Origin of the sequence: Rhodococcus sp. 05-2254-5, from assembly GCF_002258575.1 — a bacterium.
In the GTDB taxonomy this organism is placed as follows: Bacteria; Actinomycetota; Actinomycetes; order Mycobacteriales; family Mycobacteriaceae; genus Rhodococcoides; species Rhodococcoides fascians.
The window spans coordinates 64,338-79,869 of sequence record NZ_NOZG01000033.1 but is presented as its reverse complement, the minus strand read 5'-3'; the positions used below and the strand labels follow the sequence as shown (position 1 = coordinate 79,869).

Annotated in this window: 16 protein-coding genes; 5 read left to right on the top strand and 11 right to left on the bottom strand. The window is 64.6% G+C overall.

Going from position 1 to position 15,532, the window contains the following annotated elements; translation table 11 throughout:
* Positions 1-76: 76 nt before the first annotated feature.
* Positions 77-1,657 carry a carboxyl transferase domain-containing protein gene (locus CH278_RS25530; protein ID WP_094623190.1) on the bottom strand — a complete coding sequence of 527 codons (1,581 nt, stop codon included), beginning with the start codon at positions 1,655-1,657 and terminating at the stop codon, positions 77-79.
* A complete protein-coding gene (locus CH278_RS25525; RefSeq protein WP_094623287.1) occupies positions 1,654-2,826 on the bottom strand; it encodes a CaiB/BaiF CoA transferase family protein in 1,173 nt (390 codons plus the stop codon). Before CH278_RS25525 ends, CH278_RS25530 begins: the two co-directional genes overlap by 4 nt.
* Before the next feature lie 203 nt (positions 2,827-3,029).
* Here CH278_RS25525 and upp point away from each other — a divergent pair, with 203 nt between their 5' ends.
* Positions 3,030-3,653 carry a uracil phosphoribosyltransferase gene (gene upp, locus CH278_RS25520; protein ID WP_094623189.1) on the top strand — a complete coding sequence of 208 codons (624 nt, stop codon included), beginning with the start codon at positions 3,030-3,032 and terminating at the stop codon, positions 3,651-3,653.
* A gap of 145 nt (positions 3,654-3,798) precedes the next feature.
* On the opposite strand, the gene CH278_RS25515 is transcribed toward upp, so the two are convergent.
* Positions 3,799-4,017 (bottom strand): helix-turn-helix domain-containing protein, encoded by a 219-nt coding sequence (locus tag CH278_RS25515; protein WP_256991837.1) that lies wholly within the window; start codon positions 4,015-4,017, stop codon positions 3,799-3,801.
* A 392-nt stretch (positions 4,018-4,409) separates the two neighbouring features.
* Here CH278_RS25515 and CH278_RS25510 point away from each other — a divergent pair, with 392 nt between their 5' ends.
* A complete protein-coding gene (locus CH278_RS25510) occupies positions 4,410-4,697 on the top strand; it encodes a hypothetical protein (protein ID WP_032364367.1) in 288 nt (95 codons plus the stop codon).
* Between the two features lie 22 nt (positions 4,698-4,719).
* Here the strand turns inward: CH278_RS25510 and CH278_RS25505 are convergent, their stop codons facing one another.
* Together CH278_RS25505 and CH278_RS25500 are read right to left on the bottom strand one after the other, a co-directional pair.
* Complete coding sequence (locus tag CH278_RS25505) at positions 4,720-5,589, bottom strand: TIGR03619 family F420-dependent LLM class oxidoreductase (protein WP_032384882.1); 870 nt, start codon at positions 5,587-5,589, stop codon at positions 4,720-4,722.
* Between the two features lie 31 nt (positions 5,590-5,620).
* Positions 5,621-6,520, bottom strand: a complete 900-nt coding sequence (locus tag CH278_RS25500) for an NADP-dependent oxidoreductase (protein ID WP_094623188.1) — start codon at positions 6,518-6,520, stop codon at positions 5,621-5,623.
* Between the two features lie 120 nt (positions 6,521-6,640).
* Here CH278_RS25500 and CH278_RS25495 point away from each other — a divergent pair, with 120 nt between their 5' ends.
* Positions 6,641-7,255, top strand: coding sequence for a TetR/AcrR family transcriptional regulator (locus tag CH278_RS25495; RefSeq protein WP_032364370.1), 615 nt, complete (start codon positions 6,641-6,643; stop codon positions 7,253-7,255).
* Positions 7,256-7,288: 33 nt separating this feature from the next.
* Here CH278_RS25495 and CH278_RS25490 read toward each other — a convergent pair whose 3' ends face one another.
* Entirely contained in the window at positions 7,289-8,914 is a 1,626-nt protein-coding gene (locus tag CH278_RS25490; protein WP_032406985.1) for a long-chain fatty acid--CoA ligase, read from the bottom strand.
* A gap of 106 nt (positions 8,915-9,020) precedes the next feature.
* Between CH278_RS25490 and CH278_RS25485 the strand changes: the two genes are divergently transcribed.
* A complete protein-coding gene (locus CH278_RS25485) occupies positions 9,021-9,419 on the top strand; it encodes a PPOX class F420-dependent oxidoreductase (RefSeq protein ID WP_032406903.1) in 399 nt (132 codons plus the stop codon).
* Between the two features lie 7 nt (positions 9,420-9,426).
* On the opposite strand, the gene CH278_RS25480 is transcribed toward CH278_RS25485, so the two are convergent.
* The 4 genes from CH278_RS25480 to CH278_RS25465 all read right to left on the bottom strand — a co-directional run bounded on the left by CH278_RS25480 (position 9,427) and on the right by CH278_RS25465 (position 13,877).
* Positions 9,427-10,482: an alpha/beta hydrolase gene (locus tag CH278_RS25480; protein WP_094623187.1), complete on the bottom strand. Its 1,056-nt coding sequence runs from the start codon at positions 10,480-10,482 to the stop codon at positions 9,427-9,429.
* 69 nt (positions 10,483-10,551) lie between these two features.
* Positions 10,552-11,436 carry a tagatose-bisphosphate aldolase gene (locus CH278_RS25475; RefSeq protein ID WP_032406902.1) on the bottom strand — a complete coding sequence of 295 codons (885 nt, stop codon included), beginning with the start codon at positions 11,434-11,436 and terminating at the stop codon, positions 10,552-10,554.
* A gap of 70 nt (positions 11,437-11,506) precedes the next feature.
* The gene (locus CH278_RS25470) at positions 11,507-12,862 is read right to left on the bottom strand and encodes an FGGY-family carbohydrate kinase (protein WP_032406983.1); all 1,356 of its coding nucleotides are present in this window, start codon (positions 12,860-12,862) and stop codon (positions 11,507-11,509) included.
* A gap of 10 nt (positions 12,863-12,872) precedes the next feature.
* The gene (locus CH278_RS25465) at positions 12,873-13,877 is read right to left on the bottom strand and encodes a LacI family DNA-binding transcriptional regulator (protein WP_032406901.1); all 1,005 of its coding nucleotides are present in this window, start codon (positions 13,875-13,877) and stop codon (positions 12,873-12,875) included.
* A 74-nt stretch (positions 13,878-13,951) separates the two neighbouring features.
* Between CH278_RS25465 and CH278_RS25460 the strand changes: the two genes are divergently transcribed.
* On the top strand, positions 13,952-14,524 hold the full coding sequence (locus CH278_RS25460) for an AAA family ATPase (protein WP_072692177.1): 573 nt from the start codon (positions 13,952-13,954) through the stop codon (positions 14,522-14,524).
* On the opposite strand, the gene CH278_RS25455 is transcribed toward CH278_RS25460, so the two are convergent.
* The gene (locus CH278_RS25455; protein WP_032406900.1) at positions 14,517-15,524 is read right to left on the bottom strand and encodes a LacI family DNA-binding transcriptional regulator; all 1,008 of its coding nucleotides are present in this window, start codon (positions 15,522-15,524) and stop codon (positions 14,517-14,519) included. The two genes, CH278_RS25460 and CH278_RS25455, sit on opposite strands and share 8 nt — an antisense overlap.
* Between the last annotated feature and the right edge of the window lie 8 nt (positions 15,525-15,532).

Sequence of the window (15,532 nt, the reverse complement as noted above, 5' to 3'; positions counted from 1 at the left end):
CTCCTTCATCGGGATCTGTGGGTACTGCAGAGTCGGCCGGCGTTCGCGCGGCGGGGGGGGGCTCGCCCCACGAACGTTATCGACCGTTGGACCGGGGGTGCACTGGCAAGCTTTGCCCAATCAGCGCACTTTTTTGGTTATCGGACATCCCCAGGTAGCGGTAGCGCTGCAGCCGTGAGGTCGCCAGCGCGGCAGGGTCGGCGGCAAGGAGTACGGCCAACTCGTGTTCGAGCACGGTACCGAGGCGTGACAGGAACGCCGCAGGTTCGTCGGAGGCATCCGGCCGTTCGGCCACGATCCGGTCGATCACACCGTTACGGAGCAGGTCCAGGCTGCGCACTCCCTGCTCCTCTGCCATCTCGGCTGCGCGGTCGGTGGTGTGGAACTTGATCGCCGATGCACCCTCCGGCGGCAGTGGCGACAGCCAGCCGTGCTGGGCGCACAGCACCCGATCGGCGGGGAGCAGCGCGAGTGCGCCGCCGCCGGCTCCCTGGCCGAGCAGCAGGCAGATCGTCGGTGCCTTCAGTGTCGTGAGTTCCACCAAGCAGCGGGCGATCTCGCCCGCGAGGCCACCCTCTTCGGCCTCCTTGCTCAACGCGGCACCGGCAGTGTCGATGACTGTGACGAGGGGTAGTTGCAGCTCTTCCGCCAGCCGCATTCCGCGTCGCGCTTCCCGGAGGCCGGCGGGACCCAACGGCTGATCGGCGAAAGTGCGGTCCTGGCCGAGAAGGACACACGCCGAGGCCCCGAACTTGGCAAGGGCCAGAAACAATCCGGGCTCGATCTCACCGGCTCCGGTGCCCTGCAACGTCGTCACCGTGTTCGCGGCCGATCGCACGAGGTGGCGTACTCCCGGCCGTTCCGGCCGCCGAGAACGACGGATGGATTCCCACGCAGGCACATCGTCGAGGTGCTCCAACGGGATGTTCGGAACCGGCGGAGGTGGCTCGTGTGGCGCACACAGGACGGCGAGGGCCGAAATGGCAACCTCACGGAGTTGTTCGGGAGGGACCACCGCGTCGACGAGGCCACGGGCAGCGAGGTTTTCGGCTGTCTGCACTCCCTCGGGAAACTTCTCGCCGTACAGCGCCTGGTACACGCGCGGACCGAGAAAGCCCAGGAGCGCACCCGGTTCGGCCGCAGTGACGTGGCCGAGAGAGCCCCACGAGGCAAGTGCTCCACCGGTCGTGGGATGGCGAAGGTAGACGGCGTAGGCGAGACCCGCCGACTTGTGTGCAGCGATAGCCGCCGAGATCTTGACCATCTGCAAGAAGGCGACCGTGCCCTCCTGCATCCGTGTTCCGCCGGAGGTCGGCGAGGCGAGCAGCGGAAGCTGTTCTGCTGTCGCCTTTTCGACGGCCTGTACCAATCGTTCGGCGGCCGCAGTTCCGATGGAGCCGGCGAGAAACCCGAACTCGCACAGGACGAGTGCCACCCGGCGCCCCGCGAGGGTGGCTTCGCCGGTCAACACCGACTCGTCGCAGCCGCTCGTTTCACGGGCCGCGGCCAGCTCGTCGAGATAGCCCTGATCCGCCGGTCCGTGCACCCCGATCGGGGGAAGCGGGTCGGTGTCCCATCGGACGAAACTGCCGGCGTCGACGACCATCTCGACGAGTTCGATCGCGCCGAGCCGTGCCGGCGCGCCGGTACGGGTCATGGCGTCGTCTCGAGCCAGGCGCGGATCGAGTCGCCGTGCTGGTCGAGGGTCGGCGGGGCTGCGTGCGTCGTGCGCATCGCGGCACCGTCGCAATCCTCGTCCATGCGCAACGGTGGGCCGGGCAACGAGATGGTGCCCAGGGCCGAATGGTCGACGTCGATCATCAGTCCTTGCGACCGGGTCTGTTCCCAGGTGTAGACCTCGGCCAGATCACGGACGCGTCCGGCCGGTATGCCGAGCTCACCGAGTAGTCCGAGAAGTTTGTCGGTCGGCCAGTCCGCGAAAACGGCATCGACAGCGGCGATGACGGCCTCTCTGTCGTCGACGCGTTGGGGGTTGGTGGCCCACTCCGGACGGTCCAATCCGAATGCGGGAGCGAAGCGTTGCCACAATCCCTCGCTGCCCACGGCAATCTGAACCAGACCCTCAGACGAGTGGAACAGACCGTACGGGCAGATCGACGGGTGATGTCCGCCGGTGGGGCGGGGCACCTCGCCGGCCACGGTGTAGCGAGTGCCTTGAAATGCGTGCACCCCGACGATGGAGGCCAACAAGCTGGTTCGCACGACGCGGCCGCGTCCGGTGGTGTTGCGCTCGTGCAATGCGGCCACGACGCCGTATGCGCCGTTCATTCCGGCGAGCAGATCACCGATGGGAACGCCGACCCGAGTGGGTTCGTCCTTCGACGGCCCGGTCAGGGACATCAATCCTGCTTCGCCCTGAGCGATCTGGTCGTAACCGGGGCGCGTGCCTTCTGGCCCGTCGTGGCCGAAACCGGTGATGGACAGGATCACCAGACGCGGGTTCAGCTCGTGCAAGGCCTCCATGCTGTAGCCGAGGCGAGCGAGAACGCCGGGGCGGAAGTTCTCGACGAGCACGTCGGCGCGGCGGATCAATGCGGTGAGCGTTTCTCGACCGTCGACAGCCTTCAGGTCGAGTGCGATGGACTCCTTGTTGCGATTGCACGAGAGGAAGTACGTCGAGTGTCGATCGCCCTCGTCGTCGGCGACGAAGGGTGGGCCCCAGCTTCGCGTGTCGTCACCGCCGCTGGGTGACTCGACCTTGATCACTCGCGCGCCGAGGTCCCCGAGCATCATCGCGGCATGCGGTCCGGCAAGTGCACGCGAGAGATCGACGACGAGGCAGTCGGAGAGCGGTCCGACCGTCATCGGATTGCGTTCCGAGACAGGGGAGCGATGTCGGTGTCGAACTCGAATCGATCGTTGCGAAGCGTCATGCGTCCGAGTCAACGTGCCGGTCGCGGCCCCGTCGTGGGCAAAAGTTGCCGACGCTGAGGGGTCGCTTTCGGACAGTTCGAGCGAGCGCGAGCCGTGTGGACGGATGGCCGACGAGGGGCCCATAATCTGCGACCATGGATACCCACGTAGTCGACCATCCTTTGACCGCTGCGCTTTTGACGACGATGCGCGACGTCCACAGTGACAACGCGACCTTCCGTTCGGCGCTGCGGCAGCTGACACACACGTTGGTGTACGAGGCTTTGCGTGACGCCCCGGTGGACACTTTCGCGGTCGAGACCCCGGTTGCCCGCACCACGGGTGTGCGGTTGGCGAACCCACCTCTGCTGGTTCCTGTTCTCCGGGCAGGGCTGGGCATGGTGGAGCAGGCGAGTGCGCTCATTCCGCGATCCGGTGTGGGATTCATCGGCATGGCACGAGACGAGAAGACACTGCAGCCGGTGCCGTACCTCGAGTCTCTCCCCGCAGATCTCGCCGGCACGCCGGTGTTCGTTCTCGACCCGATGTTGGCCACGGGCGGGTCCATGACCGCGACGATCGACTTGCTCGTCGCACGTGGAGCAACCGACGTGGTCGTCGTGTGCGTCGTGGTCACACCCGAAGGCCTTGCAGCGCTGGAGAAGTCAGAACATCCCGTCCGCGTGGTGTGTGCCGCCGTCGACGATGAGCTCAACGATCGGGGCATCATCGTGCCCGGACTGGGGGATGCGGGAGACCGTCAATTCGGGCCTCGGTGACGATCCGACGCAGAGGAGTCGTCGAGGTAAGTGCTGTCGTATCGAAACACCATGTCGTTTCCCGAGCGGGTCAGTTAATCGGGAAGAAGAGGTCTTCCCTGCTAGGCATCGGCTGCATCGACCTCTCGTAGCTCGAGTGCTTGAATCATGTCGGAGCCAGCGGTGGCACTAACGATCCGGCGCGCGTGAGCAGTGCGATATCGCACCCCAGAGCATCCGCGACCGCGACCACGCTGTCGAGCTGCACTGTGTTCTTTCCTCCTTCGAGTGCTTGAACGGTGGAACGACCCACCCCGGCGAGCAACGCCAACTCGGCTTGGGTCATGCGCAACTGAAGGCGACGCGCGACGAACGTTTCGGCCAGTTCTCACGAGTGCTTACGGGCTCGTCGTCGCGGTTCCGCCATCATCGCTCCTTGTGCTTGCCCTGGCATGCATATTGGAACTTATCCGAAGGTCCCGCCGACAATGGGCCTTTATGCCTGCTCTAGCAGGCAGAAAGTGTGGAAACGTCGTCTCGCAGAAGGGCTCGCTGTGCGTGCGTTGGCAAGCGGACCGATCGGTCAGGGCTACCACGACGGATTGGCGGAATTGGCGGTGCGGTTCGGCGTGGAGGTCGATGGGTAGCCGCGCTGCGTCGCGTCGACCGGTAACGCGACTCGGCCGTCGAGCGACGTCACCAATGAACGGATCGAGTCGGTGGCCGGACCACGGCCGGCGACGTTGTGCAGGACGTGCCGCCACGAAAGGCCCTCGAATGAACCGCATCAGCCGACGTATTGCCGTATTGACCGGACTTCTGGCGCTTCCGCTCGCCGCCGGTGCCACGATGGGAGTTGCAACCGCCAGTGCCGACGAATGGCACTACGGCCCTGTCTATCGCGCCGAGCAGTCCGGGGAAGGCGCGCAATACTTTTGCAACAAGGCGCAGTCACTCGAGAAGGCGTCGCAGTCGTACATCGTGGTGCCGTGCACCAACGTCGAGAACGCCGATACCTGGTACCGAATCGTGGTGAACCCCTACAACTGGGGTTGGAGCGGATAGTTCGCACTGTCGAGCGTGTGACTCACATCCCCAACACGTCGCCTGCATATCGAACCAGTTCGAGATCGTGGGCAGTAGAACGTCGAAGCTTCTGGTCTCCAGGGTCGGTGTCGAGAACGATTGTCTCGGTGCCTAGTTCGGCGAGGAACTGAACGTCTTCGAGAATTTGTTCGATGGACCCGTAGCCGAGCGGGCGGTTCGGCGATTGCACCGAAGCGTCAGAGGGTAGGAAGAAGATCCGCGGGACGAACTCCTTACCATCGTTCAGCGCGCGGGAGCCATCGATGCATCGTTGCCGGGTGGGGTGTAGGGGATGCCAGCCGGTGCCCAACGCGTTCGTCCGGTCGAGTGCGGCTGCACCGTTGCCACCGATCCACAGTGGCGGATGCGGTGTCTGCAGCGGTAGCGGTCCAGTGTGAACTCGGCGGGGTGTGCCGCTTGCTCCCATGGCCCCGTACGTTTCGGAAGACCATGCTGCACGCAGAGTTTCGAGCGTCGAATCGGTCATTCGACCTCGCCGGTCGAAGGGAACACCCAGCACATCGAATGCCTGGGTCGTCCAACCGACGCCCACTCCTACGATGAGTCGTCCACCGCTGAGCCGGTCGATTGTGGCGGTCGCGTGAGCCAGATGCGCCGGATGGCGATGGCTTCCGATCAGTACCCCGCTGCCGAGGCGAATGGACTCGGTCTGACCCGCGAGCCACGACAGCGTCGCCAGGCATTCGTAGAAGGGTGACGGCGAGCGGCCGTGAGCGTCTTCGGTCAGTACGACGTGATCGGAAAGCAGCACGTTGTCGAAACCAGCGGATTCGGCAGTGCGCGCCCACGCGAGAATTCCGTCCGGGTCGATCTGCGGCCCGAAGTTGGGAAGATTGATTCCGTATTTCATAGCGCACCGGGGACGGGTCGAGCAACACCGATCATGGGATTAACAACACCTTTCCTCGTGTTCCACCGGCGGCCAGCAGCGAATGTGCCTGTGGGGCTTGGTCGAATTCCCATTGGCGAGCGACCGGAACAGTGATCGTCCCCGCGGAGACGAGCGAGACGAATTTCTCGAGCCCCAGCCCGTCCTCGTTCACGTAGCTCTTACTCGGCGTGATGTTGCGCTGTGGCTCGGGCTGATTTCCGTCCTCGATCGAGACGTACGCTCCGCCGTCGCGCACGCTGTCGATGGCGTCGACGATGCCGGCCGTATCGACGACGGCGTCGTAAGCGCCCGCAGGCAGGTCGACGGGACTCGTGAACACCCTGCGCATACCGTGTGCGAGGAGGTTTTCGGTATCGGACTTCCGCGCGACAGCGTCGACGGTGTGGCCGCGGATCGACAGAAGCGCCGACGCTATGCCGCCCACCGCACCGGCCGCACCCGTCACCAAGACCGTCGAATGCGCAGGGAGGGTGATCTTGTCGATGAGTTGCATGGCGGTGAGGGCGGCGAGTGGGATTGCTGCGGCGTGCTGGAGGCTGATGCCGATGGGTGCGTGCGCGAACAGTGATTCGTCGGCGACGACTCGCTCGGCATAGGTGCCGAAGCGGTGCGCTGGTTGCGCGATCATTCCGATCACGTTGTCGCCTGGTGTAAATCGGGTGACCGATGGTCCGACGGCGACGACGGTGCCGGACACATCCCAACCGAGGACCGCGGGGTACGTCAGTTCGATAGGCAGGAATCCCGAGCGGGTCTTGATGTCGACCGGATTGACGGCTGCCGCAGCCACCGACACGGTGACGTCGCCCGGGCCGGCGTCGGGCTCGTCGATCTCCGCGACTGTGAGTACCTCGGGTCCACCCTTGCCGGTGATGACAACAGCTTTCATTCGACTTCCTCTCGTTCACGTAGCGCGACCTGTCCGAGGCTAGGCTATTCGTGTATCGATCGCTATACGAGTAAGCTCGGCCACACCGAGCAGTGCAATGCGCGAGAGGGAGGGGGAACAATGGCCGGGGTTCGCGGGCAGGGCCGGAAGTTCGACGTCGACGCCGCGCTCGACAAAGCGATGTTGGCCTTCTGGCGGCACGGGTACGAGGGCACTTCCGTCTCCGTGCTCACCAGTGCTATGGGCATCAACCCGCCAAGTCTCTACAGCGCATTCGGTGGCAAGGAAGAGCTGTTCTTCGCTGCTATCGACCGTTACCTCGCGACCCGCGGTGACTTCATGGGCCGGGCGTTTGCCGAGGAGCCCAACGCTGCCGAACTCATTTCCAGACTGCTGTACGAGGCAGCATCGCACTACACCGATGAGTCCTGTCCGGGGGGCTGTCTGATCATCAGTTCGGCCGTCGGGGTCACCGAGGCCAACCAGAGCATCGCAGATCGGCTGCGCGACATACGCAATGCCAACGTCTCACTGTTGGCACAACGCATTTCGGAGAACGCCGCCGACGGAATCCTGCCGCAGTCGTCGGCACCTCTCGACACAGCGGAATTCATCGGCGTCGTCATCCAGGGCATGTCGCAACGTGCCCGAGACGGGTCGACTCGGGATCAACTCGAACGAGTTGCGGACATGACTCTCGCCTCGTTGGGAATGGGCCCGCCGACAACGCACTGACGGCACCAATCGTGAGAGGCGTATCGGCTGGAGCTAGACCAGTTCGATGACCTCCAACGCACCGTCGGCGTGGGAACTCCGCAGCCTTTTCTTGTCGTACTTGCCGACGCTCGTTTTCGGGACCTCGTCGATGAAGGTCCATCGTTCCGGCAACTGCCAATGCGCGACGCGGCTGTCGAGGAACTCTTTCAATTCTTCGGCCGTCACCGACGCACCCTCGCGCACGACGACAGCGACCAGTGGCCGCTCGTCCCACTTCGGATCGGGCACACCGATGACCGCGGCCTCGCGAACGGCCGGGTGTCCCATCACCTGGTTCTCTAGTTCCACCGAGGAGATCCATTCACCGCCGGACTTGATGATGTCCTTGGAGCGATCGGTCAGGCGGAGGTAGCCGTTCTCGGAGATGGTGCCCACGTCACCGGTTCGCAGCCAACCGTCGTCGAACTTGTCGTCCGCGTCGGCGCGGTAGTAGCTGCCGGTGATCCACGGGCCACGGACCTCGAGCTCGCCGACGGTCCTCCCGTCCCACGGCAGGACCGTTCCGGCGTCGTCGACGAGTCGTGCCCGAACGCCGGCAACGAATCTGCCTTGTGTGCAACGCAAGTCGAACTCGTCCTCCGGCGATAGTCCCGCGTCGGGCCTACCGGAGGTGCCGAGCGGTGACGTCTCGGTCATGCCCCATGCCTGCGAGATGTGGACGCCGTACTTCTCGTGGAATGCCTTCATCAGACTCGGTGGGCATGCGGCACCGCCGACCACCACATCACGCAGACTCGACAGATCCGCCGGATGCTCGTCCAGATGAGCGAGCAGGGCCTGCCAGATCGTCGGGACAGCAGCCGCCGCCGTCGGACGAAGCGTCGACATCATCTCTGCCAACGGAGCCGGCTGCAGAAACCTGTCGGGCATGATCAGGGACGCACCGACCATCAGCGCCGCATACGGGAGCCCCCACGACATCGCGTGGAACATCGGCACGATGGCCAACACCTTGTCGGACTGCGCAATTGCCATTGCGTCGGTCATGCACGCCTGCATGGAATGCAGGTAGATCGAACGATGCGAGTACACGACCCCCTTGGGATCACCGGTGGTGCCCGAGGTGTAACACATTGCGGCAGCTGACCGTTCGTCGAGTTCGGGCCAATCGAACTCCTCCGGGTTGCCCGCCAGCAGGTCCTCGTAGCCGAGCACCTCGATACCGTCGGGTGCAGTGACCTGCGCCGGGTCGACCCCAACGACCACGAGGTGTCGCACGGTCTCGAACGTCGGCAGCAACGGCGTCAGCAGGGGGAGCAGACTCGCGTCGGCGATGATCACCTGATCCTCGGCATGATTGACGATGTAAGTGAGCTGCTCGGGGAAGAGTCGGATGTTCAGGGTGTGCAGCACTGCGCCCATCGCCGGAATCGCCATGTAGGCCTCCATATGCGGGGCGTTGTTCCACATGAATGTCGCGACTCGCTGATCATCGTCGATCCCTATCGACCTCAGGCCGTGAGCCAATTGTGCTGCCCGCCTGCCCAACTCCCCGAATGTCACCGTGGTGGGGCCGGTGTCGGTCCACGTGGTGATCTCGGCCGAGGAGTGGATGGACGTCCCGAATCGAACCAGCTGGCCGATGGACAGTGGGGTGTCCTGCATGGTGCTCTTCACGACGATCTCGCTTTCGATGTCCCGGCGCGGCTGCACGTCGTTGTGCTCCGCGTCACAACATGCACACTACGGACTCGACGCGAGGAGGGTGCGTAACTTGGTACTCATGGCCACTACTTCGGATGACGCTCGTGCCCTCGGCGACGAGGCATTCGTTTCGCTCACCACCTTCCGTCGATCCGGTGCGCCGGTATCGACGCCGGTGTGGATCGCCCGAGACGGCGACAACCTGGTCGTCATCACTCCCGCGGAGAGCGGCAAGGTCAAGCGCATCAGGAACTCCGATCGCGTGGAGCTCCGCCCGTGCAGTCGGCGCGGAGCGGTGCCCGATGACGCCGTGGCGGTAACCGGCTCGGCGACCATCGTCACCGGAGACGCCGCCTCGAGACCGACCTCGGTGCTGAAGAAGAAATACGGCTTCGAGTACCGCATCGTCATGCTCGTCGAATTGATCATTGCTCGACGCCGCAAGCCGCGGGTGATTCTGTCGATCACCACCGACTGAGGTCGAGTTACATCAGGGCGGCATCTACCGCCGCAACGATGTCGACCCAGATCTCCGACGTGGGATCGACGACGGCGAAGTGCCCGCCCGGTCCTTCGACCGAAGCAACGGAATCGGAAGTCGTGGATGCGGCGGCGTAGTACGCGCGGCTGATCTCCAAGAGATTGGGATCGTCGGCCACTGCGGACACCACCAGCTGTGGAACGCCGAGGGGCAGTCGAGACATCGGTGACGACTCCTCGTAGATGCGCTGGGCCTCGGCATAGCGGGCACCGATGGCGTTCGATACCGCACCCTCCCCGAGCCACCGCTCGTCGCCGACTTTCAGGTCGAGCACCCCGGCCAGACTCACCGCCAGGGCAGGGGCCACCCGTTCGCCGACAGAATCGGCCGCAAGTCCCAGGGCCAGTTGGCCTCCCGCGGAATGACCCATCAGGACAATTCGAGACAGATCCAGCGAGGCGGGTGCCGTCTCCAGCGCGGCGAGAGCAGCCGCGACATCTTCGGTCGTCGCATCCCACCCGTGTTCGTCGGGTCGGCGGTATTCGACATTCCAGGTGGCGTAGCCGCGTGCGGTCAGATCGACCGCCATCGCATCCATCAGGTCGAATTCCCACCGCGAACGCCAGTACCCGCCGTGAATCAGTACGGCGACGGGAAAGGGTCCGTCGCCTTCCGGCACCCGCAACTCGACGCGTTGCTCGGGGTGATCCCCGTACGGCACGATCGTGCCGGGGTGGAAGCGATGAAAGTAGACAGTGTCGATCGCGAACCGGAGGCCGTCGAGACCGCGGCCCCGGATATGGGCGCGAATCCCCTCGGACCGATCCGGCGCGCACTGACCGAAGTCGACGCGAACGACGCTGCTGTACAACGACGTATCGACCTGTGCTCCATCGCCGGGAACGACGACGACCTCATCGGAACCGGTTGCAGCGTCGACAATTCCGCCCGACAGACCGCGGGCGGACAGCGCCCTCGCGACCAGCTCTTGCGCGGTCTGCAGGTCGGCGAACACTCCGGGCGCGGCAACGATATCGATGTGCTTCGAGTCTTCCGTCATGGGTTCACGCTACCCAGACGGCGTCGACCGAGCCCGTGTTCGCCCACGGGCTCGGTTGAAAGACGCCGATCAGGCGTCGACGGCCGCGTTCAGCTCACGCAGCCGGGGGAGTGCGCGGTTGGTGAGCAGATCCTCGCGGGTCTCGGCAGAGACAGCCATGCTGTCCTTCCACAGTGACCGGCCTGCCATCGCTCCGCGCGCACCGTTGGCGACGGCGATGCGGACCTGCTCGATGAACGTCTCGTGATCGACGCCCGCCGACAGCACGGCCCACGGAACACCCTGTGCCGCTTCGGTGACGGCAGCGCAGGCCTCGGCGGAACCGGGGTAGGGGAGCTTGAGCACCTTGGCACCGCACTCGACCGAAATGCGCGTGGAATCAGCGATGATCTTGCCGAAGCCGGCCTTGTAGTCCTCGTCCGACTCGCCCTCGAGCTGGTACGTCAAGATCTCGACGATGAGCAGCAGACCCTCGGCCGAGCAAGCTTTGACGAGGTCGCGGATCTCCTCGGCAACACGGGAATCGACGCCCTGCTGCTCGGGGCGCATGTAGAACAGCATCTTGGCGACATCGCCGCCGAGGTCACGCACCACGCGCGGGGTCACGCCGTCGACGAAACGGGTGTAGCGCAGACCGCCGGTCTCCTCGAAGCCCGACGCATCCATGCCGACCACCAAAGCGGTGCCCCGTGAAAGCACACCGTCGTCGACGATCTTCGGCAGTGCCACCTCCGGGTCCAGCAGGATGGCCGGCGCGTGGTTGCCGAGGTAGCGAACCAGATCGGCCTTGGCCTCGGCGAGCTGCTCGACGGTGATCGAGCCCGGCCCGTCGACGGCGTCCTTCATGACGGCCTTCATGCCGTTGCGCTGATCTCCCGCGACGATGAGCATGTTGCCGTCTTCGGTGGAAATGGCAGCCATTCCGCGACGTTCGAGGGTGGTGAGTTCGTTCATCTTCTTCTCCTGGTGGGTGTTGGGGTCGAGCGCGAGTGGGACAACGTTGTCTCACTGCAGAAATATGGGCTCAGATTTCTATGAGCGTCAGTAGGCGGGCAGCGAACAGCGCTGCACCGTAGGCGGTGTCCTGGGATCGGGTCGAGACCGAGACGCCGGGCAGCACCTGAGCTCGCGCGTCTCGCACGCTGGCCATCCCGGCCCAGCCGCCGGTGAGCAATGTCGTCCTGGCTGGCGGCACCTCGGCGTCGAGTGCCTCGATGAGTCGAGCCACTTCGTCGTTGCCGTGCAACAGAATCGAACGGAACAGCTCCGCCGAATCGATCCCGTCGGTCCGGACCGTGATGGACAGAACGCCGTCGTCGTTGCGGGCACCGGCGATGTCGATACCACCGTCGGTGAACGGCCCACCTGGAGGCAGGGCGCACACTCGCTGGTCCAGTAGGTCGCGGCCGGCACGATCGCTGATGTCGCACAGCTGCAACGCCCGTCGCATCAGCAAGCCGGTCTTGACTCCGGCAACGAGTACATGTTGGCCCGGCACCACATGGCGTACCGAGTTGATGAGATGGTCGGCGAGCCTGCTCCGCGCGGCCGTGGTCAACGGAGCGTCGAGTACCCGCAGCAGCACCTCGGCGGTGCCCATCGACACGTGGTAGCGGTCGGGCGGGATAGCTCCGCCCGACACCGCGGAGACGAGATGATCGTGACCGGCCACGGTCAATCGAGCTCCGGCAATCGTCTCGGGAAGTGTTGGTGAGTCGGCAGTTCCGAGATCGGTTCCGGCGTCGACCAGTGGCGGCATGAAGTCGGTGCCGACACCCAAGTGCGCCAACATCTCCGACCACGGCTCGCCGCTGTCCTGATCGAGTAGTCCGGTGCGCGAACTCAGCGAGTAATCGGCCACCGGCCGGCCACCGAGGGACAGTACGACGAACTCCGGCAGGTTGAACCAGCGAAGCCCGTTCAAGCTCAGTCCGTTGTCGCGAAGGTGTGCGATCTTGACGACGGAGACCTGCACGCCGACGGGAAGGCCCGTCTTGCCGGCGAACCGGTCGCGCAATTCGGCCGGCAGGTTGTCGACCTGCTGCTGACCGCGCGGATCGAACCACGCGAAAGCCGGCGCGCGGACAACGTTGTCTTCATCGAGAAGAAAGCCCGTCTCGCCCATCCCGGACACCGCGATGGCGTCGATGCGGGCGGCCGGATCGCCGGTGACGTCGGGCAGTCGACGCGCGACGGCGTCGAGCAACTGCCCGATGGTGGTCAGCAAGTCCTCGGCGGCGAGGTCGGTGGTTCCGCCCGGGCCGTGCCGCCACGGTGTGGGACTCTGCTCGATGAGCAGTTCGGTGCCGGCATCGTCGGTGACGAGTACTTTGACGCCGGTGCTCCCGAGGTCCAGTCCCGCAACAAGTCTGGGGTTCACGGAGTTGGTCTCATTTCTGTACGGGTAGAGGGAGTGCATGTGAAAGTCGTTCCACCAGAGTGGTCGGCGCAATCTGCTGCTCGGGTTCGAGATAGGGATCGTCGAACCGCTGTACCAGGCGGTCGAATGCGAGGGTGCCGATGCGATACGGATCTTGGTCGATGCAGGTCACCGATGGGCTGACGGCATCGGCGAGCGAGAAATTGCCGAACGACACCATGGCGACGTCGGTGCGACCGATCTCGTGCAGAACCGACACCACGGCGGTCGCGTGTCGAGCGTTGGCGACGAAGAACGCAGTCGGTGGATTGCGCTGCGCCAGTAGCGTCTTCACCACCGGTCGCACCGAATCTGCGGCGTGGGATACCGGAGGGGCGAGCGCGGCCTCCGGCTCTTGGCCGAGATCGGCGAGAACGTCGAGGTATGCCTGCCTGCGCAACTGCGCGGTCTGCAAGCGATCGTCGAAGCCGAGCAGGGCAATTCGCGTGTGCCCGCTTGCCACCAATTTCTCGACGGCTCGCTTGGCGGCACCGTAATCGTCCACGATGACGGAATCGAAACCAGTGATCGAGCGGTCGATGGTGACCGTGGGCAGTGTGCGACGCCGCGGTACGAGGAAGTCACTGTGGTCGCCGACCGGCGCGAGGATGATGCCCCGCACGTGTTGTCCGGCCAGAAGGGCCAGCTGATCCCGTTCGCGCTGGGCATCGAAGCCGGTGCTGCCGACGATGACGGCCAGCCCGTGTTCGAGTGCGCGATCTTCGACGGCACTGACCAAGGATGCGAAGAAGACGTCGTCGATGGAGTCGACGACGATCCCGATGGTGTTGCCCGACCCCGATTTCAGGGACCTGGCGGCGGAGTTCGGAACGTAGTTCAGTGTCTGCACCGCAGCCTCGACCCGCTCGCGTAGCTCCGGCAGGACCGTATCCACGCCGTTGACGACGCGTGAGACGGTCTTGAAGCTGACGCCCGCCAAGGCGGCGACGTCTTTTATGCTGGCGCGCTCGGTCACGTGAACTCTCGATTGGAGGAAGTGTGTCGCTGTAGCACGTATGCGAGACAACGTTGTCTTGTATGATTCCCGCTATGCCTCATGTCTGTCAAGACGTCCTCGGAATCGAACGGGAATCTCTACCGGTCCTGGTGGTTGCAGGCGCGGCGGGCAGTGGCAAAACGACGCTGGGTAGAGAGCTGGCGCGCCGTCTCGGTACGGCCCTGCTCGACCTCGACACCCTCACCAATCCGCTACTGGACGAACTGGATTCGCTGATCGAAGGCCCACACTGGAACAGTGTCGGTCCACATTCGGAGCGGATTCGCGCCGGGCGCTACGCCGTGGTGCGCGCCGCTGCCCGGGATCTCGTACAGCTCGGTCAACGACCCGTCCTCGTTGCGCCCTTCACCCGCGAATTGACGGGCGCGCCCGAATGGACGCTCCTGGTGAACGAATTGTCCCCTGCTGCAACGAAGGTGATCCACGTCGACGGATCGCCGGAGCTCCTGGCGCGACGCCGGGCCGCTCGTGGGGCGGATCGCGATGCCCACCGGCCGGTGGATCCGCCCGCTCGGACGCCGCGCATCCCGCACCTGCGCGTCGACGCCGAACTGACGACCGCGCAGCAAGCCGATCTCGTGGCCCGAGAACTCGGGCTCAGCTGATGGTGTGAGTGGTTCCGGGAGTGCAGGATTCGCGCTCGATCAGCTCGACGCCGAGGATGTTGCGTCGTTTGAAACGACGCCCAGGATTCTCGATTCGACCCAACAGTCGTTCGATGGCCAGATGGCCGAGCCGAGCCGGGTTCTGATCGATCACCGTCACCGGTGGCATCACTGCATCGGCGAGGGGAAAGTCGCCGAATCCGACGAACGCCAGATGCAGCAAATTCATCTGCTGTAGAACGGGCACGCAGGCCATCGCCACTCGCGCGTTCGACAGAAACAGTGCGGTAGGCGGACTGTCGAGTGCAGTCAAGTCGGTCAGTGCCACACGCGCATCCCCGCGGTCCAGCACACCCAGAGCGACAAGTGCCTCGTCGAACTCGATTCCCCGCGCCTGCAACGACTCTCGATATCCGGCCAATCGATTGCGGCTGGTCGGGATCCCGGCACTGTCGCCGATCACGGCGATGCGGGTATGACCCAAATCGAGCAGATGATCGGTGGCCAACACCGCCCCGCCGTGATCGTCGTCGACGAAGCTGTCGGCTTTGAGGCCGTCGGGTGCGCGGTCGACGAACACCGTCGGTGTCTTGTCGAGCCAGCGCTCCAGATATGCGTGGTCTGCACCCGTCGGCGCAATGATCAAGCCGCTCAACTGCCTCCGCAGCAGTGACTCCACCAAAGCCTGTTCCTGATCTCCGTCGTGACCGAGGCTGGTGACGAGAACTGCCATGTCGTCCTGGCGGGCCCGTTCCTCCACGGCGCGTGCGATGGAGGAGAAGAAGGGGTCGTCGATGTCGGGTACGGCGACACCGATGGCCGCCGTCTGGCCGTTGCGAAAGGAGGTCGCCATCGTGTTCGGCACATAGTTGAGCGACTCGAGCGCTTCGGCAACGCGGGCACGAGTATCGGGATCGACGTGCGGGTCGTTGTTGTACACCCGTGAGACGGTCTTGGCACTGACCTTGGCCAGTGCCGCGACGTCTTGCATGGTGGTCATGATTTACC